This is a genomic window from Pseudoalteromonas sp. 1CM17D (assembly GCF_023161805.1).
Taxonomy (GTDB): Bacteria; Pseudomonadota; Gammaproteobacteria; order Enterobacterales; family Alteromonadaceae; genus Pseudoalteromonas; species Pseudoalteromonas atlantica.
This window is the reverse complement of the sequence record NZ_JALNTP010000002.1, coordinates 172,231-197,044: the sequence shown is the minus strand read 5'-3', so window position 1 is coordinate 197,044 and position 24,814 is coordinate 172,231. Positions and strand designations below refer to the sequence as shown.

Here is a 24,814-nt window from a genome sequence, read left to right as displayed (position 1 = left end):
TTTCATTTATGCCAGCCAGTTTATGCCTAATTATTGCCACCTTTTTATGGGGTAGCTCCTTTATTGCACTTAAGTATGCTATTGCCGTTTACGACCCTGCATTAGTTATATTTTTACGCATGCTAACCACCTTAGTTTTATCGCTGTGTTTATGGCGTTATGTAATTAGGTTTGAGTATTTAAAAGGCGATTGGAAGTACTTATTAGGTATGTCGCTCGCAGAGCCATGCTTGTACTTTTTATTTGAAGGCCACGCAATGGAATACACCTCGGCCTCTCAGGCGGGAGTTATTGTTTCGTGTTTGCCTATTATTGTGGCGTTGATGGCGTTTTTTATGCTTAAAGAGTATATAAGTAAAGCCATTGTGATTGGGTTTACCCTGTGTATTGGCGGCAGTATTTTACTTACTTTGCTTTCACCAAATACCGATCAGGCCCCTAATCCATTATTGGGTAACTTTTTAGAGCTTATGGCCATGGTATGCGCGGCGTTTTACACCATTAGCATTAAGCACTTAGCCAATCGCTACTCGCCGTTAACGCTAATTGCTTTACAAGGCATAAGCGGCAGTGTGTTTTTTGCACCGTTTTTATTTTTTATCGACTTACCAAGCGAAAACCAGCATGACCTAACCGCCCTTATGAGCATTTTGTATTTAGGCTCGTTTGTCACCTTAGGTGGCTATGGTATGTATAACTATGCAATTGGCAAAGTGTCGGTATTAACGGCTGCGGCTTATTCAAATTTAATTCCTATTTTTACGCTTATTTTATCGGCCATTATTTTGGGTGAAGTACTCGATTTTTGGCAATGGGTGAGTATATTTGTTGTTTTTGCAGGGGTGCTGATAAGCCAACGACATCAAGAGCTGGTGGTAGACATACCGCTTAATGACGCTGGCGATGACCCTATCAACTCAGCCGATACAAGCCATCTTAAATCAGTACCTGATGCCAGCGAGTCAAAAGGGTAACAGGTTAATAAATAAAGCCCTGGGGTTTGTAAAAACGCCTGCTGGGATTGATGAATTACCTCAATCCCCTTCACTTTATAATGCTGTATTACGCCACTTTGCAGCTGCAGCGTAAACGTTTCACCCACTTTGGTGTGTTTTAAAAATGCAAAGTGGGTATCGTTGTGACCCGCTATTAACGCACCGCCATGTTTATCTCCAAGCTTTGCCCCTGGTAAAAAGTGGCTTGGTGCAAATGCTAAATTACGACCACTTGCCCCAGCTAAAACGCTAAGCACTTTATTATGCTCGGGCCAGTTAAGCTGCGCGGTTACAAAGCTGTCGGCGTAAAACCACGGTTTAACGCGAGCGTGTGGCGTAATAAGTGCCTCTTGCCAGGCCTGCTCTATTAATACTTGGGCAAGCCATGCCTTAGCTTGCATATAAGCACCATGAGAAAACAGCCCCAGCCCAGCGATTAATAAGCCCGCACTTAGCCACTTTTTCATTTAAGCCCTCGGTTTATTTTAAACGCGCCATAGCCAAGTAATACAATGCAGCCCAGCAATATGTACAGTCGGCTTTGCCCATCGGTTTGTGGTAAACGCATAGCCAGTCCTTGTGGCGCTGCGTTCTTAGCCAGTGCCGTTTGCTTTGCAGGCTCGTTAATTTGAGTGTGTTCAATAGCTATAAAAGCAGTAAACGGGCTCAGTAGTTGATGTGTGAGCGCAAGCCCCTGCACCTCATTTTTAACTGACTGACGGTCATTATACAAAAGCAACGATTTAATTTTTTGGCGCGCCCACAGCTTATCAATCCCTTTTGCGTTGGCGCTATTTTGTGCGCTTAGTTTTATATTTAAAGGGCCTTGAGCGGTTTGCCCACTAAGCGTAATTTGATTTGTATCATTTAGTTTTATAGCCACCATTATTGGCTCGCCAAAATATAAATCAGGCAAAGGTGATGGCCAAAAATCTAAACTGTGAGTGCTTTCATCGCGCAGTGCTAAATTAGTGATAGCGGGATGAGCAAGCTTATCAAATAACTGCTTCATTTTAGGCTGCACCTCATTTGTGCTGCCAATAAACGTAAATGACCCTTTACCTATATCAGCTGCGCGGCGCATAAAAAAGCTATTGGGTGCACTGCCAATGCCTACAGTAAATAAGCGGCTATCACCCAATTTACGCTGAATATTTTTAAATAAGGCATCTTCGTTACTTACACTGCCATCCGTTAAAAACACCACTTGGCGTACAAAGCCTTCAAAACTGCTGCCATCAAGTACCGCATCAAGCGCACCTTGTATTTCGGTACCGCCATCGGCCTCTAGGCTATAAATAAAGCGCTCAGCGCGGCGTAAGTTAAAGTCACTAGCAATAAGGGGTTTATCGCTCATGGGGGTAACTACGTTATCAAAGCCAATAATGTTAAAGCTGTCGTCACTATCAAGCAAAGACAGCGCATAAAACAGAGCCTTTTTAGCTTGCTCCATAGATTGCCCGTGCATAGAGCCTGAGGTATCTACAACAAACACCATTTCGCGAGGTAGGCGCTGCGTTTGTGTAAAGTGATCTGCTGGCGGCATTAGCATAGCAAGCCCGTACCGGTCGCCGTTTTCAAACTGCTGGGTAAAAAATGCTGCTTGTGCGCTTTCTTTTTGCAGCGGTTTAAACTCAAGTACAAAGTCGCGATTAGCCCCCGTTTGCTCATTTAAAGCAACCGTATATTGCCCAAAAGCCGGGTTTTGTACTTCAACACGATGAAATTTAGACGTTATATCTACAAGCTCTAAGCCTACATCTATATCAATATTTAAACTAAATTGGCTGCTTGGCGCCTCGCTGTGCTGCGTTTTGCTATACACAGGGCTTAACCACCCCTGAGGAGCATGAGTTAGGCTAGTTTGCTCAGCTTCAATATTTGCGCTTATTGTGTGATAGCGCGGCGTAATAGTACTTGGGAAGCGAATAGCAAATGTGCCATTGCTGTAATCAATAATCTCTTGGTATTCAAGCTCTATCACAATTTGCTCGCCAGGGCCTATATTTGCCACGTTAGTAATAAACATATTAGCGCGCTGCTGGCGTACAAGGGCGGCTTGCTTGCCTGCATTTTTAGCTGCCTGATACTTTTTTTCGGCCTCTACTTTTTTATCTATTTGGCCTTTTATGACTCGCTCACCTATGCGCATCGTCATCGCATGTACGGCGCTTTCATCAGGTAGCGGAAACACATAACGCGCATTTACCGCAAACGGATTATCGTTTTGATAAGTTTGCTTAACAACCACGTGATTTATCAGCCCGGTTAGGGTCATGTTAGCATCGCTTTTTAATATAATTGCCGGCGCGACAGATGCGCCGCTGCTGTCAAAAAGTTCAAGCTTGGGCGATTGTGCACGGCTATTAAAACTAACCATAAGCACAGCCACTAAGAAAATAAAAATGCTTACTTTAGTAAGCATTTTGGTTGGGTTACTCAACATAAAATCACTCCATCGAACGCTTAACTTTACTCAAATAAAAGTGGCTTTAGTTACTTGCCGTTTGGCCATTTACTGGGTTTATTGAGCGGGTAGTAAGTGTTACGCGTCGATCAAAAAAGTTATCTTCTACGGTATTGCTGCGCGCTAATGTTTGTTGCTCGCCAAATGCCTGCGCACTTAAACGTGTATGGCTAATGCCGTGCTTTATAAGGTAACTTTGCACTGCGTTTACACGTTTTTTAGACAATAAAAGATTCGCTTGCTCATCACCGCGCTGATCGGCAAAGCCACTTAAATCTAATGCTAGTTGCGGCTGATTTTTTAACAGCACCACAAGCTGGTCTAACTGCGTAGCAAAGTGCGGGGCAATAGCACTTGAGCCTGTTTTAAATTGTACTGTCATGGCAAGTAAGTTATTTATTTGTGATTGTGTTAACTGCTCATTTTGATTAGTCAGTACATCTAACTGCTGCTCTAGCCTATTGTTTTGATTAAGTACCTGTTGGTAGTCGCTGGTTTTTTGCTGCATCACTGTTATTGCCCTCTGCTACTGGGCAATTTTGTCATCGGCTACTTTTGAATCACCAATTAAGCCCCCGGCAAATGCGCCAATAAAAGCACCAATTGGCCCACCAACGACACCACCAATAATAGCGCCTGTACCTAAGCCAATGGCGGTTTCTTTATGTGCTTCTTTAGAAGGGGTGTTAGCGGCTGCTGCAAATGCAGGTGTACACACTGTGGCTACTAGCGTTAATGCTATTAATGTCTTCTTCATAATGTAATCCTTAAACTTGTTTTAATTTGTGATGTTTTGTTTTGATGGTTGTATTAAAACAGCTGCAAGTGGCAACAAAGGGGAGCAAAAATGGCAAACCGCTGAGCAATTGTGGCAAAAAAATGGCAATTGCCTTTTTAAGCGTACATAACTGAAAAACTTCGATATAGTGCGTTTTAAAATAAATAAGGGTGAGTAGAATGAAAAAAATAGCCATCATTGAAGATGAAACCGCCATCCGCGAAAACTATATTGAAATGCTTAGCGCCCAAGGTTACCAGGTAAGTGGTTTTGCTGATCGCGTCAGCGCAGAGATTGCATTTAAAGACGCCCTACCCGATTTAGCCATTGTTGATATTGGTTTAGGCCACGAAATAGACGGCGGTTTTTTGCTTTGCCAAACCTTGCGTACGCTTTCTAAAACACTGCCTATTATTTTTTTAACCGCCCGCGATAGTGAAATAGATACCGTGTGTGGCCTGCGTATGGGCGCCGATGACTACCTAACAAAAGATATTAGCTTAGCCCACTTGGCTGCCAGAATAGGCGCGCTATTTAGACGCATGGAAGCGCTTGAGCAACCCGCCGATGCTAATGCATTAATTACACGCGGCCAGTTAACGCTCGACACCCAGCGCATGCAAGTATTTTGGCAGCAGCAATTGGTTGATTTAACCGTGACCGAATTTTGGATGTTGCACTCACTTGCGCAGCGCCCAGGCCATGTAAAAAGCCGTAACGATTTAATGAGCGATGCAAAAATTTACGTAGACGACAGCACTATCACTTCGCATGTAAAACGCATTCGTAAAAAGTTTATCGCCCTTGATAACAACTTTGACTGCATAGATACGGTGTACGGCATGGGCTACAGGTGGGAACAACGCTAATGTTACGATTTGGCCTGCGCAGTAAATTTATATTACTGTCGTGTTTTTTGTTTTTACTGCCTTGGCTTGGCTACGAGTACGTGTGGGAAATGGAAAAGTTTTTACGCCAAGGCCAAGAAAAAACCCTCGTAGGCACCACTCGCGCGCTCGCCACCGCCCTGCATGAACGCCCAGCACTTTTTGATGAGCAAACCAACTTTTTAGACCAGGTAGTAAAAGGGCGCGACTTATATGCGTACAATCTTAAAAATGCCATTCAACTCGATGGCAAACTGAGCGACTGGCAAAGCTATCAACCACTCTTTTGGCATTACGATAAACGCTATTTACAAAAAGCAGACAAGGAGCATAAAGCTGAGGATTTATCGTTTGATCATATGGTTGGCAAGTTTGATAACTATTTATATGCCGTGTTTAAAGTAACTGACGATCACCTTGTATATCGTGCTAAAAATAGTTTAAGCATTACTAATAACGACCATTTAATAATTGGCCTAAAAAGCCCCGACGGAGATTTTAATACGTACATTATTGCCCCACGCCAAGATGGCTGGGTAAATGCGTTTGATGCTAATACCAAAACACCGTTTACAAAAATTCAGGGCTATTTTATACGCACTGAATCGGGATATAACGTAGAGCTGCGCTTTCCTATAAATATGCTTGGTAACAAGCTAGGCTTTGCCGTGGTCGATATTGACACAAAAAAAGCGCCGCTCGATTTTAAAACAATGTCGACCTCTAATTTAAATAACCCAAGCGATTTAGGCTCGGTATTGGTGCCCTCACCAGAAATTAACCGAATTTTAAAAGGTATGGGTCACAGTGGTAGCCGTATTTGGGTGGTTGATAATCATCATCGTGTATTAGCGCAGTCGGGCACAATTCAAAATGCCGATGGCGTATGGGCCGACGGTCTTAAAAACCAGCCGCCTAAAAATGCCTGGCAACGCTTTGAGCAAACGTATTTGCACCCACTTTATTATAAAATTTTGACTCGCCCCGAAAACGAATTTTTAGATACCCTGCACGATGTTGCCTCTATGCAAGGCACGCATTTAGCTAAGGCACTGAAGGGGCAACCAGCGTCGTCTTGGCGGTTAACGCCCGACAGTAAAGCCGTTATTTTATCGGCGGCATACCCTATTTGGATAGAAGATAAAGTGATTGGCGCAGTAATCGCCGAGGAAACCACTAACGGTGTACGCACCCTGCGTAATAAATCGTTGGAAAAGCTTTTTAACGTTATTTTAGCGGTGATGCTAATTGGCACCGTTACGTTGTTCTTTTTTGCCTCGCGTATTTCGAGCCGCATTAGGCGACTGCGCGACACCGCAGAGCAAGCCATTGATGCCCAAGGGCGTATTACCGGCAGTATTAATTACAGCGACTCAAACGATGAAATAGGCGACCTTTCACGAAGTTTTGCCAATATAGTTGGCCGCTTAGGTGGGTACACTAATTATTTAGAAAATATGTCATCGCGGTTATCTCATGAGCTACGTACACCGGTGGCTGTGGTTCGCTCTTCTTTAGAAAACCTACAAAGCTTGGAGCAAAATGAGCTTAGCCAAAAATACCTAGAGCGAGCAAGTGAAGGGGTTGAGCGCTTAGGTAAAATAATAACCACCATGAGCGAAGCCACGCGCCTTGAGCAAAGCATTCAAAGCAACGAGAGCGAGCCGTTTGATTTACAAAAAGTAATTAATGGCTGTATGCAAGGCTACCAGCTTACTTACCCTGAGCAGTTATTTGAGCTTGATGTATGCCAAAGCCCTTTACCTATGCAAGGTGCTCCCGAATTTATAGCTCAGCTACTTGATAAGCTTATTAATAATGCGCTGGAATTTAGTGAAGCAAATACAGCTATTAATGTAGGTCTTAAGCAGAACGAAAATAAAGCAATATTAACAGTGAGTAATACAGGCCCCGCCCTGCCTGAAGGGCTAACTGAGCATATTTTTGATTCTATGGTGTCGGTGCGTAGCCAGCAAATGCAGCAACAACCGCACTTAGGCTTGGGGCTTTATATTGTAAGGCTGGTGTGTGATTACCATAAAGGCAGTGTCACTGCGCAAAACAACGAGTGCGGTAATGGCGTGGTGTTTAAAGTAACCCTGCCTTTACAAAGCTAGGCTGTGCATAAAGTGGCGCCCTACTGAGTCGCCCTTATTTTTTGCACATCGATTACAATTTACTACAACTTAAAATGTAACTATTCACTTTTAATTCAGTCAAACGGCCATACCCTGAACGCTAATTAAGGAGAATAGATCATGAACAACCCACTTGAGCGTGAAGAGATCGAATTTATTTTTGATCTATACAGGCCCCAAGAGCAAGCACCTAGCTTGCCTTCAGAGCCTGCCACCTCTACATATAAAAACTTACGACAGCCAGAACAAGTTAAAAACGAAGGCGTGTCTGAATACCTCAGCTAGGGTATTACCTATTGCGTTGCTTGCTCGTTTTGTAAAAATGCTTTGATGCAGTTTATTTCTGCCAGCTTTACCTCTTCGCCTATTTCTGGGCCTTTTTTGCCATTTTTAAGTGCAGTTTGCACTACCTGTTTTTTATCCATTTTTTGTAATTCATTAAAAATTGCACGCAGCTTAGCCCCTTGCGGATAGGGCTTATTTACGAGCGTTTCTCCGCGCCCTTGCGCATCACATTGGCATGCTTGGGTAAACGCAATAAATCGCTCTGGGTGCACTAAAGCATTTAAATTAGTAACAATTAATTTATGAATCGTTTGTGGCCTTAATTGCTCCAGCGTATGACATAAGGTGTGATTATCGCTGGTGAGTACGCCAATATCGCGAAAACGATTAGGCACTTTTAAACGCTCACAAAACTTTTCTACTACGGCTACCCCTTCGCGTTCATGGCCGCGTAAATTACCGCGTTTTTTAAAGCTCAGGGCCTTACCAAAATCATGAGTGAGTGCCGCAAATCGTGTTTCTAAATTAAAATTTAAATCGGCAGCGCGCCTAAGTACCAACATAGTATGAACGAATACATCGCCTTCAGGGTGGTGGTTTGCAGGTTGCGGCACCCCTTGCATACTCTCTATTTCAGGGAAAATACCTAAGCCATGTAATGCTTGAAAATACAGTTCAGGGTGTTTTTCACCCAGCGCTTTTTCGGTTTCGAGCCATACGCGCTCGGGCACTAAATGATTAAGCTCACCTTTGTTTTTAAGCTCGCGCATTAATGCATAAGTACTTGGGTGAATACGCCATTCACTTCCGTAGCGTGCTAAAAAACGCGCTATGCGTAATACCCTTACCGGGTCCTCTACAAAGGCTTCTGTGGTGTGGCGCAGTATTTTATTGTGTAAATCGCTTTGGCCATTGAAAGGGTCAATAACGGTGCCGTTTTTATCAAGTGCCATTGAGTTTATGGTTAAATCGCGCCGTGCTAAATCTTCTTCAAGGGTGACATTAGGGCTGGCATCTACCACAAAGCCGGTATAGCCTTTACCGCTTTTTCGCTCGGTGCGACCCAAGGCGTATTCTTCTTTTGTTTTTGGGTGTAAATAAACCGGAAAATCACTTCCTATAGGCACAAAACCAAGCGACTCCATAGTTTGGGGTGTTTCGCCTATAACAACATAGTCGTTATCTTTTGATGCTATATTAAGTAGCTGGTCGCGTACCGCGCCACCAACAAGGTAAACTTGCTTAAGGTTGTGTTTCACTGTTTATCCTAATCACACTGGGTGGTTATTTGATGTCGATCATACCATTAAAATCACCATAGTTTGCCAAGCTTAAATAAGCTCATTACAATAGCGCTTTATTTTAAGCCATAGCCTTACATGCAATGAAAAATCATTCATCAAAAAAAGAACTTATGCTACTGCCTATATTACTTGTGGTTATTGTAATGTGCGTGGCGGGTCACTTTTTACTACAGGCTAACTTTCAAGATAGCAACATGGTTGAATACATGTTGGCAGCGCTGCCCTTTGCGATGTTTGGCCTAGTTATTGTGGCATTTAAAATGGCAGCTAAAAGCGAAGCCAATGAGCAAAGCGAGCAAGACTCTTAATTTTACTATTAAAGAATATAATAGCCAAACCAATCTGGTTTTATTGGTTGAGCATGCCCACTTGGCGTAAGCTTAATATTTAGTTGGCTGTCGAGCAGGTCTATAGCAAAACAGTCATCTACATCATGTAAATCATCTTTATGAATATGGCTAAGGCCTGCAAGCAAGTCGCTTTTAGCGCGCTCCTTGGCCTCTGCTGCGCTACTGGCAACATACAATGCAAAGTCGTGTTGCTCAGCCATAGAGTCGCTTCTGTAAGCGCCTAAATTAACAAAGTACAGCTGCTTATTTTGCTCAACGTAGGTATCAACGACTTCTACTTTATAACCGTCGATATGGTTAATTGCCATGTAGCTGTCCATATGCACATTGTTTTTATCGCCCACCCATTGGCTTTTTAGCTTTGAATAAGTTTGCTCAATGCTTTGCCCTACGACAAAGCGAATATCGTGCATTTCTATGTGGCAGCCTTGAATTCGCCCGCCCAGATACACCATAAATAACTGCATTTAATAACCTTACTCTTAAATTACACTAAATTATCGACATCAATATTGTGTTTTTTTATTAACTTATAAAAATCCGAACGATTACGTTTGGCAAGCTTTGCGCCTTCGGCTACGTTACCGCCGGCCATTTTGAGGGTGTTTATTACATAATCGCGCTCAAACTCTTTTTTGGCATCATTTAGAGAAAGCGGCTCTGCACTGGCTTGGTTTGAGTTAAGTGCGTTTAACACTAAGTGCGCAGAAATTACCTCGCTGGCGCTCAATGCGACCACTTGCTCTACAACATTTTGTAACTGGCGAATATTCCCAGGCCAGTCGTAACGTACCAGCGCATGCATGGCATCGTTTGCAAAGCGCTTTTCTTTTTGGTTCATACGTTTAGCAATACTTGCGCTAAAGTGCTGGGCGAGCAGGCTTATGTCTTCTCGGCGCTCACACAGCGGCGGTAATTTTAAATTAACAACATTTAGGCGGTAGTATAAATCTTCCCTAAATTGTTGATTGCTAATCGCATCGGGTAAATTTTTGTGAGTGGCCGATACAATACGCACATCAATAGGAATTTCTTCTTGAAAGCCCACCGGGCGTATGGTTTTTTCTTGCAGTACACGCAGTAACTTAACTTGTAAATTAAGCGGCATATCGCCAATTTCATCTAAAAATAAGGTGCCGCCTTGAGCTTGCTGGAATAAACCTTGGTGATCTTTCACCGCCCCTGTAAATGCGCCTTTTTTATGGCCAAATAATTCTGACTCTAAAAGCTCCCCAGGCACTGCGCCACAGTTAATGGCCACAAAAGGCCCTTCACTTACATGGCTGTGTTGATGAATCGCCTGAGCCAGCAGCTCCTTACCTGTGCCGCTGGCGCCTGAAATAAGTACATTTACTTGGGTTGGCCCCAGTAATTTTACTTGCTCAAGGAGGTGTAACATAGCGCCACTGCGCGTTACTATATTGCTTTTTTGGGGCGATTCTTCTGCGTTTACGCCATGTATTTCAATGGCTTTGGCTAGGCTGTCAAACAGCTCGTCTTTATCTACCGGTTTTGTAATAAACGCAAAAATGCCTTGTTTTGTCGCCTCCACCGCATCGGGTATAGAGCCATGCGCTGTCATCATTATAACCGGCAGTGCTGGGTAGCGGCTTTGTAATTGGCGATGTAAGGCCATGCCGTCCATTTCGTCCATACGCAGGTCTGTTATAACTGCATCAAACACTTGGTTTTTAAGAATTTGTAATGCAAGTATGCCGCTTTCGCAGGTTGTTACTTCATACCCTTTAGACTCGATTCTTAGTGCGAGTAATTTAAGTAAACTTGCATCGTCATCAACGAGTAATACTTTTGCACCTTGTGGTGTGTGTGTTGCCATAATTACTGCTCCTTAGTGTCTTCGCGTAGTAACAGCTGCTGCTCTATGGTGGCTAAAGACGATAACGTTTGCTGCATTTTATCATTTAACGCCTGCTGCTCTTTTAGGGCATTTATTTGCCGAGTAACATGTTGCTTTTGAAGCCATAAATATTGTTTTATTGGCTCAGGCCAAAAGTAGGCTAAATCGAGTTTTTGTAATCGTGTCATTACCTCCTCTGGCGCACTTGAGGTGTTAACACACATGAATTTAAAAAAACGTTTTAGCTCTTTTTCACCTAAATAAGTATGTAGGCTTGGCTTTACTTTAAAACCGCCACATTGATTAGCATGCCATGCAACAACACGTTCTGCGCTGGGGTAAACGGGGTCACTTTTAGGGCGCTTTTTAGGATTTGGCACCGCATTTTTTGCAGGCTCAACCTCCTGCGACACTGCTGCTGTTTGTGTGTTATTTGTTTCACACCCAGCTAAAACAACCGTACTACTGAGCACACATAAAATAGCTATTAAACGCGTACGCATGCTATTAAACTCCTTGATTAATTAAAGGTATTTTTATTGTAAATAAGCAGCCTTGGGGCTGGTTATGCTCAACACTAAGCTGGCCTTGTAACTGCTCAACCGACTCTTTTACTATGGTTAAACCTAAGCCACTGCCTTGCAGCGTAACATCTTTATTATGCTTGCCTTGGTAAAATGCGCTGAATATCTGGGTTTTTTCTTGCTCTTTAATACCACAGCCTTCGTCGCGCACTTGCATTATTAATAGCTTTTGCTCAAGTGCTAAGGTTACATCAACACTTTGCCCTGTATTTGAAAATTTTAACGCATTAGAAATGAGCTGAATGAGGGTCATTTCTATCAGCTCTGCGGGTAATGCAAGTGGCTGTTTTGTTATGCTGTTGTGCCAATTTAAGCGTTGCTGCTTAGCCGTTAAGCGGTGCTCAAAATGGCTGTTTATTTTATTTATTAAATTGCCAAATTCGACTTCGCTAACGCTGTCTTTACTGGTTCTGATAGCGTTATAACTAAGTAGGCTGTCAATCATAGTGCGCAAACGCACCATAGATTGGCTAATAAGCTCAAGTACGGCTTGCTGCTCTTTTGTAATGGGGCCGACTATTTCATCGCTAAGTAAATCGGTGCCCTCGACCATTGAAGCCAACGGCGTTTTAAGCTCGTGGGTTACATGGCGTAAAAAGGTATCTTTTTGTTGCTCAAGCATATGTAGCTGCTCTTGCACCCACTGTAGTTTTTCGCCTAATTCCACCAGCTCACTTGAGCCTTGCACTGCAATTTTTTGCTGCCAGTGGCCTTGTCCTAGTTTATCTATTACCGACGTAAGCCCTTTTAAGCGCTTACTTATGCGCCATAAAAACCCCCCGCCCACTAGTAAAGTAAGCGGAATAAGCGCCACTAACCAGTTAATAAACGAGCTTTGTAAAGTACTTAATTCACTTTGGTTGTTTTGAATTTGTGCTGCATTCGTATCGCGCAACCACACCGTAAGCTCAGCCACTAAATCGCTAATAGGCACAAACAATGCAGCATCTTGTTGGTTATTTTCAATTAAAGCTTGATGAGTACTACGCAATGTTGTTGCTAAGCGGCGCCACTGCATAGTGTATTGCTGTGTGGCACTGGCTTGGCTGAGCGTGTCGATTGTTTGTAAGGAGGATTGCCATTTTTCGTTTATTAACGTGTCGAGCGACTCGCTTTTTAACACCCAGTTTTGTCGCGTTGCCCGCTCTAGGCTATTAAGCTCTTGCTTTAAAAAATTAAACGACTTAGTAACTTGGTAATTATTACTGACAATAAGCTGGGTAACAGCGAGCTGTTTGTTTAACGCATTTAAAAAAACAATAACCACCAAACTAAGCGGCAGTAACGACAGCAGCATACTAATTATAAACTGACCTATTAAGTTAGGCCGCCAATTAAGCATTGCACGATACTTGTTAGCCAACGTTACAGGCATTATCATTTCCTTTTATTATTTTAAGCGCCCTATTTTAGTTACTTACCTTATACTCTCGCTGAATCAACTTCTATATTTAACCCAATATATCCTCCTGTTGCCATTTAGCAACACACTAAGTTATTGATAACTATATTAACGACTAATAGCACCTACCGCCTGTTGCAAAAATAACACACATTTAAGTAAAAAATTCCGACCAGTGCCCCATAAAAAATACAAGCCATTGATTTTAAACATTTATTTAAGTTGGCACCATTTTTGTAATAGTGAGTGCAACTTTAATCAATAAGGAAATTAAATGAACAACCGCTTTTTAGTAATTTCACCCATGCTGGCTTTTGGGTTTATGGGCACAGATGCAATAGCTATGGACGTTCAAGCTACATTTAATGAGCTAGATAAAGACAGTAACGGCACACTTAGCGAATCAGAAGCGGGTGAAGATGCCGTACTACACGAAAACTTTTCACAAATAGACACTAACCAAGATGGCCAGTTGTCGCTAAGTGAATTCAAAAAGTTTATTCAGTAAATTCATTTAATTAGGGAACATGATTATGAAACAACTTATCGCAGCATTTGCATTAATGTTTTTAGCCATTAGCGCCACGGCTTTAGCCTCTTCTGTCAACATTCGCTTTGCTCATTTAGACAAAGATATGGATGGAGCAGTATCGCTTGCAGAAGCCAAACAAGATAAAGAAGTAATGAGGCAATTTGCCGATTTAGACGAAAACCAAGACAAGAAAATTTCTAAAGAAGAGTTTCAAAATTTTAAACCTTAATTGTGATTAAGCGCTTTAATAACAAACTCAATAGTAACGATGTTTAAGTCTTTTTCTCTGGCTAGAAATTTTAAGCAGTTAGCGCTAAAGCTGACTGCTTAAAATAGATTTATTATCCACAGCTGAAGTTAATTAAGTTTTACTTAAGCTTTCACCTAGTAAGGTAGGTTTCAAAAGCATTTGCCATAATCCCTGAGGGAATGTGTAAACGGATTTAATGTTGGGAAGTTAAATTATGGCAAGTGCTTTTTTTATTAATCTACAAACACTGTATGTTGGAAGGAAAACCATGAAGTGTGTTTTTTTTAGTGTTATCGCTATTACTATGATCAGCTTTAATGCTGTTGCGTTAGATGTTAAACAACGTTTTGATCACCTTGATGCCAATAAAAGCGGCTTCTTAACAGAAGACGAATTAGAGCCACAGCCTCAGCTACTCAGCACCTTTACTCGCTGGGATAAAAACCAAGACAAACAAATCTCGCTTCTTGAGTTTAAAGACTATTTAACCAATAACCTTTACTGAGTATAAGTATGAAGACTGTAAGCTATTTAGCGCTTGTTGCGCTTGGCCTTTTTAGCGATGTAAGCCTTGGCCAAAGTACAGAAGTTGCCGATAAATTTGAAAAGTTTGACCGTAACCACGATGGCTTTTTAACCCGTTCAGAAACCGCCATTGACCCCGCCCTTTGGTCGCGTTTTTCAAGCTATGATAAAGATAAAGACGGCAGACTTACCCTTTCGGAATATGGCATATACGCCAGTAAGTAACTCTTTTTTATAAGCGTAAGCGCTAAATTTTTAACAGCCCTTACGCTTTTAAGCTATCTACCTCAACATATTGGTATTCTAAAAGTGAGTTTGCTAGTGTTATTTTACTAACAATAAAAAATAACCAACTTATGCAACTCAAAAAACTATTTAACCCACTACTGCTTGCCGGCTTATTTGTAAGCAGCACTGCGATTGCGCAAACGCAGGTCATTTACAACGCTAATGGTTACACTCCCTTATACCAAGGTGGTATTCAAACGTTTTCTACTTTAGTGATTAAAAACGGTAAAGTTGTTAAAACTGGAGATGATACGCTTAAAAACACTTTTCCTGATGCCAAGCTTATTGATGCCAAAGGTAATACGTTACTGCCAGGGTTGATTGACGCTCACGGGCATGTAATTGGCCTTGGCGATAACTTATCGCAACTTGATGTACGCGGCGCTAAATCGGTCGATGAAATAACCACAAAATTAGAGCAATTTGCGAAAAATAAACAAGGCTGGGTATTAGGGCGAGGCTGGAACCAAGAGCTGTGGAGCGACACGCGCTTTCCTACCGCCAAAGACTTAGACAAAGTAGTCAATGACCGCCCAGTGGTACTTTCGCGCGTTGACAGCCATGCAATTTGGGTTAACAGCAAAGCCTTAGAGCTGGCCAGTATTACCGCAGCCACTCAAGCCCCTGACGGCGGCGAGATTATAAAAGATGAATTTGGGAATCCAACCGGTATTTTTGTTGATAAGGCCGAGTCGTTAATTACCCAGCATATGAGCGCTCCTTCAAAACAAGCTATAAGCGACTCGCTAGATGCCGCAGGCGCGCACTTATTAAGCTTAGGCATTACCTCTACTCACGATGCCGGTATTGATAAAACCACCTGGGAAGTTTACAAAGAGCGCAGCGAGCAAGGTAATTTGCCACTAAGAATAGTCGCCATGCTAAGTGCTGCTAGCCCTGATTTAAAGCACATGCTTAAGGCAGGGCGCTATCAAGATGCTGCATCGTTTATGTCTATCCGCAGTGTAAAAGTATATGCCGATGGCGCATTAGGCTCGCGCGGGGCTGCGCTAATTGATGACTACGCAGATAGAAAAAACCACCACGGTCTGATGCTAGAAACCCAAGCCAAGCTTGAAGAATTATTTACTTTAAGCTTCAAAAATGGCTTTAGCGCCAACACTCATGCAATTGGTGATAAGGCAAATAAAGTGGTACTTGATGCGTATCAAAACGTGTTTAAGCAAACGGGCGGTATGTTACTGCGTAACCGCATTGAACACGCGCAAATAGTCACCCCTGATGACATTCCGCGCTTTAAAGCACTTAAAATCATTCCATCTATGCAGCCTGTGCATGCCACCTCAGATATGCATATGGCTCAGCAGCGCTTGACCGATAACCAATTACAAGGTGCATATGCATGGCAAACATTTTTAAAGCAAGGCTCTGTGATTGCAGCAGGCTCTGACTACCCAGTAGAGCTGGCAAACCCTTTTGATGGCTTGTATTCAGCCATTACCCGTATGGATCATAATATGCTGCCTGAGAACGGCTGGCGCGCAAGCGAAGTGCTAAGCCGCGAACAAGCCCTAAGAGCGTTTACCCTCGGCGGCGCGTATGCAGCACACCAAGAGTTTAAAATAGGCAGCTTAGAAAACGGAAAATGGGCAGACTTTATTTTAATAGACAAAGACTACTTTAAAGCCCCTGTCGATGAGATTTATAAAACACAGGTTTTACAGACTTGGGTAGCTGGAGAATTACGCTTTAAAAAAGAATAGCTTATAAAGCATACAAACTTAAAAATAAACAAAGTAATTATGGATATTTACTAAAGTAATTAAAAAGTGTGTCGATAAGTGAGGGAATTTAAAAAATCTCTTATGTTTCAGGAAGAAAACATGTTTTCAAAAAAACTATCGCTTACTTTATCGGCTCTTTTTACTTTATCACTTAGTGCATGCTCTACTCACCCAGTTTATAACGGCCACGCTTCGCATAATAATATTGGCCATCACAATAGCCATAATCGTTACACAGACGTTCATCAGCCACGCGTAAATAACTGGCAGTTCCCAGAAAATAACTACCGCCCTATTAACAGCAGTAAATTATTAAGTAACTATACAGAACAATTAGCAATGAAGCTGATTGAAAATATGAACTACATCAACAGTGGGACGCCTGTTGCAATTACTTCGTTTGTGAACTTAGATGACAATTTACAAACCACAAATATATTTGGTAATCACTTGGCTGAAAGCTTTATTACTGAAATGCAGGAGTTTGGCTTATCGGTAGTTGATTACAAACACACAGGCGCTGTGCATGTAACCCCGTTAGGTGATTTCTCGTTTAGTCGTAATGGTAAAGAAATTAAAGGTTACCCACATATTGAATACACTTTATCAGGCACTCTAACTTACACGAATCGTGGTGTAATAGTTAACGCTCGTATTATTGGGGCAAAGTCTAAAGTAGTGGTCTCATCGGCTAAAGGATTTATCCCAAGCTTTGTTGTTGAGTCACTTTATCCAACTCGTAGAACTGATGGCATTGTTTTAGACGCGGTGCTTTAAAACAAAAAAGGGTTAACTTAAATGTTAACCCTTTTTTTGAATTTTTAGCTTCACGCTTCTTTGACTTTAGGCTGCCGGTAGAGCTTTACAATATGGTACATATTTACCAGCGCTAATAAGCCATTAGTAAACGCAACAGGCATTGCACCAATAGCCACACCGTAAATAGTAAATACAATACAACCAAACATATTATACCAACGCAGTTTTACTACATCGGTCATTGTTAACGATGCAACCAAGAAAGCTGATGCAATATAACCTAAATATTCCCAACTCAATTGTTCTCTCCTACCCTTTAGGTTAGCATTACGCCAATGCTAACGTGTGGCACGTGTCAGTGTTACAACGTTTAATACCAATTCGCAATAATACTCAATCATTTTGTGGGGCTAAACGTGTCGCTACCTGTGTTAAAAAATGTTCATTTACGACTGCATGGATGCAGAAGGTAGAGCAATGCAGGAGCAATTGCCGAGAACGACTAAATAGCTATTTTTTGCCTAGCTATCAACACGCTTTCCTAGCCTTAAAATTGATCACTTAATTATTAGGCAGATTGGTATAAAATAAAAAAACTAACTTGCTTAAAAAACCTTAAAAAGTATATTGGTTGTAGCCAATAGCTTCCTAAATCATTACACGGGAAATGAAGGTATTACGTACTTAGCAAGGCTAAATACAGTAGCAAGTTAGCGTAAATTCTTAGAGCCTTAATAATATCGTCATTAAGGTGTAATAAATAGGACAATTGTCCGAAGAGCATATTGATGTTTCAATACCATTTTTCTAGTTACCTTGTTGAACAATTACTCACTTTTGCAGGGAGTAGCTATCAACAATCAAAAAAAGAAGTGCTGATCCACCAAGATCAACCACTTAGTAAACTTGTGCTGGTGCGCAGCGGTACTATTTCATTTAGTTATGATGTAGGTAACGGACGCCGCCTATTATTAGGCCAATTAGATTGCAACAACACCCTAATTGGTGAAATAGAAGCATTAAACAATAACCCATGTATTTATACGGTCACCTGTTTTAGCGATGTAACCTATAATTTAATAGAGCTTCGCCACTGGCGAGCATTACTACTCGAAAAGCCAGAGCTGAGCTTATATACCGCGCAAACCATTGCGGCTAAGTTTCAAGAAAACCAAAAAATTAATTTAGATAAGTTACTGCTGCCTTTAAGCTACAACATAGCTAAAGACTGCTTACTACGCGCCGAGAACAATAACCCAACGCTACTGCGCGCATACCCAACCGTTAACGCCGAAGCAGAGCGCTTTGCAACCACTGAGCGAGCTTATCGTCGCGTAGTTACCGAGCTTGTTGAAAAAGGCTTAGTGCAGCGCAGCTCCCATGGGCTAAAAGCGGTCGATACACAAAGTTTAAGTGATTACGTAGACAGTTTTGCGCAGCTGTAAAAAACAGACACAAAAAAAGGCCGTAATGGCCTTTTTTAGTTTTTATGGTATTTATTAGCACTGCGCTATAGCAGTAATTTATTTAAAACGAGTACACAAACACGCCCCCGCGCAAATAAACTCCTACTTAACGCTTTGGCAATTACTTATCTAATAAAATATCTTGGATATTTACTAAATCAGATTTACCTTCAATTATTTCATCTGGCGTTAAACCCGATAACTCATGCGGGAACACTAACCACTCTTCTGACTCATGAATAAAGTAATCTGGCACCATCTCTACTTTTGAGTTTTTAGGCTTATAGTACGGACATGCCACACGAATATCGCGTGGTAAATTTAAGCGCATAAGCTCAGAAAGCTTTTCTTTTAGTGCAAATATACTGCGGCCAGAATCAAACACATCATCAACAATAAGCAGTGAGTCACCAGCATTAGCGTTTTCTACAATGTAGTGTAGGCCGTGTACTTTTATTTCTTTAGATTGCTTGCCAATACCGTAATAAGACGACGTACGCACCGCAATGTGATCAGTCTCAATGCCTTTGTAATCGTAGTATTCTTGCACAGCAATACCAATAGGTGCACCACCTCGCCAAATACCAATTATAAAGTCTGGACGAAAGCCATCTTTATAAACTTGTGCCGCTACGCGGAATGAATCTTCAAGTAGCTGTTGAGCTGTGATGTAGCACTTATCTGACATAGTTTAGAACCCCAGTGGTGAGTATAACATTTGAGTGTAGGCACTTTAGCCAATAATTAAACACCCAAACAGGTATTGGCGAAGGATTTTACCGTAAATAAAAATAAATTGCTTGCCTGCAAATAGCAAAATAGGCACCAATTGGTGCCTATTTTATGTATTAAACGCCTAGTTACGTACTATTAAGCTTTTTCTAACAATGTACGTGCCACTGTGCGCATACCTTGCGTAGTTGCACCTGCAGCCCATTGGCTAGTGCTACCCATATTAAATGCTGCAGCTAAATCAATGTGTACCCAACCTTTACCATCGTTTGGTACAAAGCGAGATAAAAAGCCTGCTGCATTTGATGCGCCGCCGTAACCGCCACCTTTTTGAGCGCGGCTATTTGCCGTATCAGCATATGGAGATGGGCAGTTTTGCTGGTGCCATTTTTCAAGCGGAAGAGGCCATGCAGCTTCCATTTCTTGCGATGCAAAGTCTTCTACTTCGCGTACCAGCTCTTTATCAAGGGCAAATAATGCGTTGTACTCTTGACCTACAGCCACTAGTGCAGCACCGGTTAGTGTTGCCGCATCTATGATTAGCTCTGCGCCAGTTTCGCCTGCAGCCATTAGGCCATCGGCAAGCACTAAACGCCCTTCAGCATCGGTGTTTACAATTTCAACGGTTGTGCCATTTTTGTAGGTTAAAATATCACCTAGTTTGTAAGCGTGGCCCGAAATTAAGTTCTCTGCACAGCATAAAAATAGCTTAATGCGTTTTTCTATACCGCGGTTAATAGCCAGTGCTAAACCCGCTGTTACCGTTGCCGCGCCACCCATGTCGCACTTCATTCCTAGCATACCTTCGCTAGATTTAATTGAGTAACCGCCAGAGTCAAACGTAATACCTTTACCTACAAGCGCTGCGCTTACCGGTGCGTTTTCATCGCCTGTTGGGTTGTAATCAAGCTCAAGTAAAACAGGTGGACGCTCAGAGCCACGGCCCACAGCATGAATACCAATCCACTGTTGCTCTAATAACGCATCGCCTTTAATAATTTGGTAGCTTACGTGTTCAGGCGCTAACGATTGAATAAATTCGGCGGCTTTTTCAGCAAGGCTCTCAGGGTAAATGTCATCGGCTGTGCCGTTTACCATTTCTCGTGCCCACGTAGCTGAGGCTTTTAAATGCGCAAGCTCGGTTAGATCTGACTGTGCGTTATCAACAAATTCAACACCATGTAATGATTTAGGTGTTACAAAACCTTGGTAAAAAGCCCATTGGCTTTCTGTGCACCATGTATCGCCCGCAAGCTCAACCTGTTTAACACCTTGACTTGCAATTGTTCGCGCCGCTTTTTGAACATTTTTTAATGTTTCTTGCTCAGATAAATGAACCGTTGCGCCTTGCTCGTTAAAAGACAACGCCGCGTTTTCGCCCCAATGGCTTGGTGCTGCTTGCTCGCTTAGTTGAACAACAAATTTTTCACTCATGTTAGAATACCCTTACACTTAAATGTGCCACCGAGTTTACTATAGTGAGTACAAGTTCCCAACAGCTTGAGATAAATAACATAAACCAACGCATCTGCAGCGTTTAGCATTGGAATTTAAATGAAATACACCCCAGCTTTACAGCCCGCCACGTTATTAAAACGCTATAAACGCTTTTTAGCCGATCTCCAACTTAACGATGGAACTGAATTTACCGCCCACTGCGCCAACACCGGTAAAATGACAGGTTGCGCAGAGCCAGGTTTTAGCGCTTTTTATTCAACCAGCGATAACAGTAAACGGAAATACCCTCAGTCGTTAGAGCTCACTCAAAACTCCCTCTCGCAATTAATATGTGTTAATACCGCCGTGGCAAATAAAGTGGTCGAAGAGGCTATCAACAACCAGGTTATTACAGAGCTTAACGGCTATGAGCAGCTTCAAAGTGAAGTAAAATACGGCAGCGAAAACAGCCGTATCGACTTTTTACTCACCAGTGACAATAAACCCGCTTGCTATGTAGAGGTAAAATCAGTCACCTTGTTAAGCGAAACCGCACCACAAAGTGGGCAAGGCTACTTTCCGGATGCGCAAACCGTGCGTGGGCAAAAACACATTCGCGAATTAATAGAAATGATCGAACAAGGCCACCGCGCAGTATTACTATTCGCTGTTTTACACCAAGGTATTAATACGGTGAGTGCAGCAAGCCACATAGATAAAAAATACAGCGACTTATTAAACCACGCGATTAAAAAAGGCGTGGAGGTATACGCTTATAAGGCATCTATTTCGCCAAGTGAAGTAACGCTTAGTGAGAAAGTGACCTTTAAATAAAAAATTTAACTTGCTTTTAAACTTTATGCCCATATAACTAGGCAAGTTTAAATACCGAAATAACGATTAATAAAGCATCAAAATCAAAATATGAGCCTTTTTAGTCAACACACTGGTTGAAGCTAATTCGATTAATTAAAAAATAAATTTGCCTAGGGTATAAGATTCTGCTATTTATACCGCCGGCTAATGCTGAGGCATTAAATTAAGGATTTAGGAGAGAGTTATGCCAGACCAACAAAGACATGGTTTATTGGCTCAAGCCGGTTTAGAACCATACCAAGAAAAGCCGGGCGAAGAGTATATGAATGAAGCACAACGTGCTCATTTTAAAGCGATTTTAGAAGCGTGGCGTAACGACTTACGTAATGAAGTTGACCGCACGAAATCGCATATGCAAGACGAAGCTGCCAACTTTCCTGATCCAGTTGACCGCGCTGCGCAAGAAGAAGAGTTCTCTTTAGAACTTCGTACTCGCGACCGCGAACGTAAACTGATCAAAAAAATTGAAAAAACAATTATCTTAATTAAAGAAGATGATTTTGGCTTTTGTGAGTCATGCGGAATCGAAATTGGTATTCGTCGTTTAGAGGCGCGTCCAACTGCAGATTTATGCGTAGACTGTAAAACCCTTGCAGAAATTAAAGAAAAACAAGCTGGGCGCGGTTAATTAAAATTAGTTAACTATGTCTCCTACAGCCGTTACCACGCCAAAGCGTGACTATCGCGGTCGATTTGCACCGTCTCCTTCTGGGCCACTTCACTTTGGCTCACTTGTGGCGGCTGTGGGCAGCTACCTTGATGCTAAAGTAAATCAGGGTAAATGGTTAGTGCGCATTGAAGACATAGACACCACCCGCGTGGTTAAAAATGCCGACACCAATATTCTAAATACCTTACAAGCCTACGGCCTTTACTGGGACGAATCCGTTGTTTATCAAACTCAGCGCCTACCTCTTTATCAAGAGGTAACAAATAAGCTGATCCACCAACAATGTGTATATGGTTGTCGCTGTTCTCGCAAACAAATAAAAGCCATGGGTGGCATTTACCAAGGTCACTGCAAAACGCTTAACTTATCAACAGAGCAAGGCGCACTTCGTCTTAGCCAACAGCACCCAACATGCCATTTTAACGATTTGATTCAAGGCGATATTACTGTAAATAGTGCATTAGCCCATGAAGATTACATAATAAAGCGCAGTGACGGATTATTTGCCTACCAACTAGTGGTGGTTATTGATGACATTGAGCAAGGTATTAATCGTGTGGTACGTGGCGCCGATTTAATCGAGCCTACAGCAAGGCAAATCAGTTTATTTAAACAGCTTAATGCGCCCATCCCCCAATACGCACATTTACCCCTTGTGGTGGCCGAGCCTGGTTTTAAACTCTCTAAACAAAATTATGCGCCCGCTATTAGCACAGACAATCCAAAACCTGCGCTTATTGATGCGTTTGAATTTTTAAACTTACCTGTACATAGCCAATTGAATGATTTGTCTGTAGAGCAATTAATTACGTGGGCTATTAACGAATTTAGCTTAACAACGGTGCCAAACATACCCGAAATTCAAATTTCGCAAGGTCAGCATCCAAACAGCACTAAATTTACGCATTTAAGCAAATAAAAAACTTAAAAACGGCTTAATTTCAGTCCATCAACTTAATTTTTATACCGCGCTGGTATATGATAGCCGCCTAAATAGAGGCTATTTACAATAAATACAAAGCACCGCACTATAATACCTAATTTATGTGCTTTTTGATTGCGATGACCAGCCAATCATCATTTCTGTAGGAGACAGATTATTATTTCCAAGCTTTTTCAATTTTGCAGGCAAATAATCGGCCCAAATGCCGATGTGCAAAGCACTCAAACAAGTGATGAACCGGTTGTTGTAACACGCGGCGAACATGGTATTTCACGTAAACAATTTAGCCCAAATGCAATCAAAGTACTTTACCGTTTAAAAGACGGTGGTTACGACGCTTACCTTGTAGGTGGTTGTATTCGCGATATATTGTTAGGTCAACAACCAAAAGACTTTGACGTTGTTACCAATGCCACCCCAGAGCAAGTTAAAAAACTATTTAGAAATTGCCGCCTAATTGGTCGTCGTTTTCGATTAGCACATATTGTTTTTGGTCGCGAAATTATAGAAGTAGCCACCATGCGTGGGCACCACGAAGCGCAAGAAGACAAAAACCAAATTAGCCAATCAAGCGAGCACGGGCAGTTACTGCGCGATAACGTGTTTGGTAGCATTGAAGAAGACGCCGAGCGCCGTGATTTTTCTATCAACGCGCTGTATTACTCTATTAACGATTTTTGTATATACGATTACGCCAATGGCTTAGCGGCTATACAAGCAAAACAAATTGAGTTAATTGGCGACCCAGAAACACGCTACCGCGAAGACCCTGTACGTATGCTACGTGCGGTACGCTTTGCAACTAAGCTTGATATGAGCATAGCGCCAAAAAGCGAAAAGCCAATTACTGCGCTTGCCAGCCTACTTGATAACATACCGCCAGCGCGTTTATTTGAAGAAGTTCTAAAGCTGTTTTTAAACGGTAAAGCCGAAGCTAACTATTTAATGCTACGCCAATACGGCTTGTTTAAGTCGTTATTTCCGGTGCTTGATAAAATTTTAGATAAAAACCCTGACGGCTTAGAAGCGGCGTTTATTCAGCAAATGTTTCAAAACACCGATAAACGCATTAATGCAGATAAAAAAGTAACGCCTGCGTTTATATTTGCTGCTTTAATGTGGTTTCCGCTGCTTGAGCGCACAAATAAAATTAAACAACAAGAACAGCTGTCTTACTTTGATGCCTTTGCTCAAGCCATGAATAAAGTACTGAGCGAAAATGCCCAGCATATTGCAGTACCTAAACGCTTTACCTTAGGCGCACGCGACATTTGGCATATACAGCAACGTTTAGATAAACGTGCCGGCCAACGCGCTTACAGACTTACCCAGCAGCCACGATTTAAAGCCGCTTATGACTTTTTATTATTACGTGTGGATGCCGGTGAGCACCAACATAGTGAGCTTGCCCAGTGGTGGACACAATACTTGAGCCTAGATATTAATGGCCAAAAAGAAATGGTAAAAAACCTAGGCCACCAAGGTGGGCCAAAACCACGTAAACGTCCGCGCCGCCGTACCACTAAAAAGCCAGCCGAGTAAT

Annotated in this window: 26 protein-coding genes and 1 pseudogene; 16 read left to right on the top strand and 11 right to left on the bottom strand. The window is 42.1% G+C overall.

What is annotated here, in order from left to right:
• The first annotated feature begins 8 nt into the window (after positions 1-8).
• Positions 9-974, top strand: coding sequence for a DMT family transporter (locus tag MSC25_RS04600; protein ID WP_248442769.1), 966 nt, complete (start codon positions 9-11; stop codon positions 972-974).
• On the opposite strand, the gene MSC25_RS04595 is transcribed toward MSC25_RS04600, so the two are convergent.
• The 3 genes and pseudogenes from MSC25_RS04595 to pdsO all read right to left on the bottom strand — a co-directional run bounded on the left by MSC25_RS04595 (position 863) and on the right by pdsO (position 4,219).
• Positions 863-1,462 (bottom strand): class GN sortase, encoded by a 600-nt coding sequence (locus MSC25_RS04595; RefSeq protein WP_248442768.1) that lies wholly within the window; start codon positions 1,460-1,462, stop codon positions 863-865. The two genes, MSC25_RS04600 and MSC25_RS04595, sit on opposite strands and share 112 nt — an antisense overlap.
• Positions 1,459-3,441, bottom strand: coding sequence for a marine proteobacterial sortase target protein (locus tag MSC25_RS04590; protein ID WP_248442767.1), 1,983 nt, complete (start codon positions 3,439-3,441; stop codon positions 1,459-1,461). Before MSC25_RS04590 ends, MSC25_RS04595 begins: the two co-directional genes overlap by 4 nt.
• Positions 3,442-3,487: 46 nt before the next feature.
• Positions 3,488-4,219: pseudogene (pdsO, locus tag MSC25_RS04585) on the bottom strand (sortase-associated OmpA-like protein PdsO).
• A gap of 200 nt (positions 4,220-4,419) precedes the next feature.
• Between pdsO and pdsR the strand changes: the two are divergent.
• From pdsR to MSC25_RS04570, 3 genes are all read left to right on the top strand, one after another.
• On the top strand, positions 4,420-5,109 hold the full coding sequence (gene pdsR / locus MSC25_RS04580) for a proteobacterial dedicated sortase system response regulator (RefSeq protein ID WP_054982760.1): 690 nt from the start codon (positions 4,420-4,422) through the stop codon (positions 5,107-5,109).
• Positions 5,109-7,244 carry a proteobacterial dedicated sortase system histidine kinase gene (gene pdsS / locus MSC25_RS04575; RefSeq protein ID WP_248442766.1) on the top strand — a complete coding sequence of 712 codons (2,136 nt, stop codon included), beginning with the start codon at positions 5,109-5,111 and terminating at the stop codon, positions 7,242-7,244. The genes pdsR and pdsS overlap by 1 nt, the downstream gene beginning before the upstream one ends.
• A 141-nt stretch (positions 7,245-7,385) precedes the next feature.
• Complete coding sequence (locus MSC25_RS04570; protein WP_024033174.1) at positions 7,386-7,550, top strand: hypothetical protein; 165 nt, start codon at positions 7,386-7,388, stop codon at positions 7,548-7,550.
• 8 nt (positions 7,551-7,558) lie between these two features.
• Here the strand turns inward: MSC25_RS04570 and MSC25_RS04565 are convergent, their stop codons facing one another.
• Positions 7,559-8,809 carry a multifunctional CCA addition/repair protein gene (locus MSC25_RS04565; RefSeq protein WP_248442765.1) on the bottom strand — a complete coding sequence of 417 codons (1,251 nt, stop codon included), beginning with the start codon at positions 8,807-8,809 and terminating at the stop codon, positions 7,559-7,561.
• A 125-nt stretch (positions 8,810-8,934) separates the two neighbouring features.
• Here MSC25_RS04565 and MSC25_RS04560 point away from each other — a divergent pair, with 125 nt between their 5' ends.
• Positions 8,935-9,162, top strand: a complete 228-nt coding sequence (locus tag MSC25_RS04560) for a hypothetical protein (RefSeq protein ID WP_004586108.1) — start codon at positions 8,935-8,937, stop codon at positions 9,160-9,162.
• 8 nt (positions 9,163-9,170) lie between these two features.
• Here MSC25_RS04560 and MSC25_RS04555 read toward each other — a convergent pair whose 3' ends face one another.
• The 4 genes from MSC25_RS04555 to MSC25_RS04540 are packed head-to-tail and all read right to left on the bottom strand — an operon-like array spanning position 9,171 to position 13,021.
• Entirely contained in the window at positions 9,171-9,671 is a 501-nt protein-coding gene (locus tag MSC25_RS04555) for a DUF1543 domain-containing protein (RefSeq protein WP_064385316.1), read from the bottom strand.
• Positions 9,672-9,691: 20 nt separating this feature from the next.
• Entirely contained in the window at positions 9,692-11,041 is a 1,350-nt protein-coding gene (locus tag MSC25_RS04550; protein WP_004586106.1) for a sigma 54-interacting transcriptional regulator, read from the bottom strand.
• Between the two features lie 2 nt (positions 11,042-11,043).
• Positions 11,044-11,565, bottom strand: coding sequence for a hypothetical protein (locus tag MSC25_RS04545; RefSeq protein ID WP_029773902.1), 522 nt, complete (start codon positions 11,563-11,565; stop codon positions 11,044-11,046).
• 4 nt (positions 11,566-11,569) lie between these two features.
• Positions 11,570-13,021, bottom strand: a complete 1,452-nt coding sequence (locus MSC25_RS04540; protein WP_248442764.1) for a HAMP domain-containing sensor histidine kinase — start codon at positions 13,019-13,021, stop codon at positions 11,570-11,572.
• Positions 13,022-13,322: 301 nt separating this feature from the next.
• Here MSC25_RS04540 and MSC25_RS04535 point away from each other — a divergent pair, with 301 nt between their 5' ends.
• From MSC25_RS04535 to MSC25_RS04510, 6 genes are all read left to right on the top strand, one after another.
• A complete protein-coding gene (locus MSC25_RS04535) occupies positions 13,323-13,556 on the top strand; it encodes an EF-hand domain-containing protein (RefSeq protein WP_248442763.1) in 234 nt (77 codons plus the stop codon).
• 25 nt (positions 13,557-13,581) lie between these two features.
• Complete coding sequence (locus tag MSC25_RS04530; RefSeq protein WP_004586102.1) at positions 13,582-13,809, top strand: hypothetical protein; 228 nt, start codon at positions 13,582-13,584, stop codon at positions 13,807-13,809.
• A 289-nt stretch (positions 13,810-14,098) separates the two neighbouring features.
• Positions 14,099-14,335 (top strand): calcium dependent protein, encoded by a 237-nt coding sequence (locus MSC25_RS04525; protein ID WP_024033183.1) that lies wholly within the window; start codon positions 14,099-14,101, stop codon positions 14,333-14,335.
• 8 nt (positions 14,336-14,343) lie between these two features.
• A complete protein-coding gene (locus MSC25_RS04520) occupies positions 14,344-14,580 on the top strand; it encodes a calcium-binding protein (RefSeq protein ID WP_004586100.1) in 237 nt (78 codons plus the stop codon).
• A 131-nt stretch (positions 14,581-14,711) separates the two neighbouring features.
• Positions 14,712-16,367, top strand: coding sequence for an amidohydrolase (locus tag MSC25_RS04515; RefSeq protein WP_248442762.1), 1,656 nt, complete (start codon positions 14,712-14,714; stop codon positions 16,365-16,367).
• A gap of 120 nt (positions 16,368-16,487) precedes the next feature.
• On the top strand, positions 16,488-17,165 hold the full coding sequence (locus tag MSC25_RS04510; RefSeq protein ID WP_004586098.1) for a FlgO family outer membrane protein: 678 nt from the start codon (positions 16,488-16,490) through the stop codon (positions 17,163-17,165).
• Between the two features lie 50 nt (positions 17,166-17,215).
• On the opposite strand, the gene MSC25_RS04505 is transcribed toward MSC25_RS04510, so the two are convergent.
• Positions 17,216-17,446: a uroporphyrinogen decarboxylase gene (locus MSC25_RS04505; RefSeq protein ID WP_248442761.1), complete on the bottom strand. Its 231-nt coding sequence runs from the start codon at positions 17,444-17,446 to the stop codon at positions 17,216-17,218.
• A gap of 489 nt (positions 17,447-17,935) precedes the next feature.
• On the opposite strand from MSC25_RS04505, the gene MSC25_RS04500 reads away from it, so the two are divergent.
• Positions 17,936-18,592, top strand: a complete 657-nt coding sequence (locus MSC25_RS04500; RefSeq protein WP_004586096.1) for a Crp/Fnr family transcriptional regulator — start codon at positions 17,936-17,938, stop codon at positions 18,590-18,592.
• A 142-nt stretch (positions 18,593-18,734) separates the two neighbouring features.
• On the opposite strand, the gene MSC25_RS04495 is transcribed toward MSC25_RS04500, so the two are convergent.
• Positions 18,735-19,301 (bottom strand): phosphoribosyltransferase family protein, encoded by a 567-nt coding sequence (locus MSC25_RS04495; RefSeq protein ID WP_004586095.1) that lies wholly within the window; start codon positions 19,299-19,301, stop codon positions 18,735-18,737.
• A 182-nt stretch (positions 19,302-19,483) separates the two neighbouring features.
• Entirely contained in the window at positions 19,484-20,779 is a 1,296-nt protein-coding gene (gene pepB, locus MSC25_RS04490; protein ID WP_248442760.1) for an aminopeptidase PepB, read from the bottom strand.
• Between the two features lie 120 nt (positions 20,780-20,899).
• On the opposite strand from pepB, the gene sfsA reads away from it, so the two are divergent.
• From sfsA to pcnB, 4 genes are all read left to right on the top strand, one after another.
• Positions 20,900-21,616, top strand: coding sequence for a DNA/RNA nuclease SfsA (sfsA, locus tag MSC25_RS04485; protein ID WP_248442759.1), 717 nt, complete (start codon positions 20,900-20,902; stop codon positions 21,614-21,616).
• A gap of 226 nt (positions 21,617-21,842) precedes the next feature.
• Entirely contained in the window at positions 21,843-22,286 is a 444-nt protein-coding gene (gene dksA / locus MSC25_RS04480; RefSeq protein ID WP_004586092.1) for an RNA polymerase-binding protein DksA, read from the top strand.
• A gap of 16 nt (positions 22,287-22,302) precedes the next feature.
• Entirely contained in the window at positions 22,303-23,247 is a 945-nt protein-coding gene (gene gluQRS, locus MSC25_RS04475; RefSeq protein ID WP_248442758.1) for a tRNA glutamyl-Q(34) synthetase GluQRS, read from the top strand.
• A gap of 234 nt (positions 23,248-23,481) precedes the next feature.
• On the top strand, positions 23,482-24,813 hold the full coding sequence (gene pcnB / locus MSC25_RS04470) for a polynucleotide adenylyltransferase PcnB (RefSeq protein WP_248442757.1): 1,332 nt from the start codon (positions 23,482-23,484) through the stop codon (positions 24,811-24,813).
• The last annotated feature ends 1 nt before the right edge of the window (position 24,814 follow it).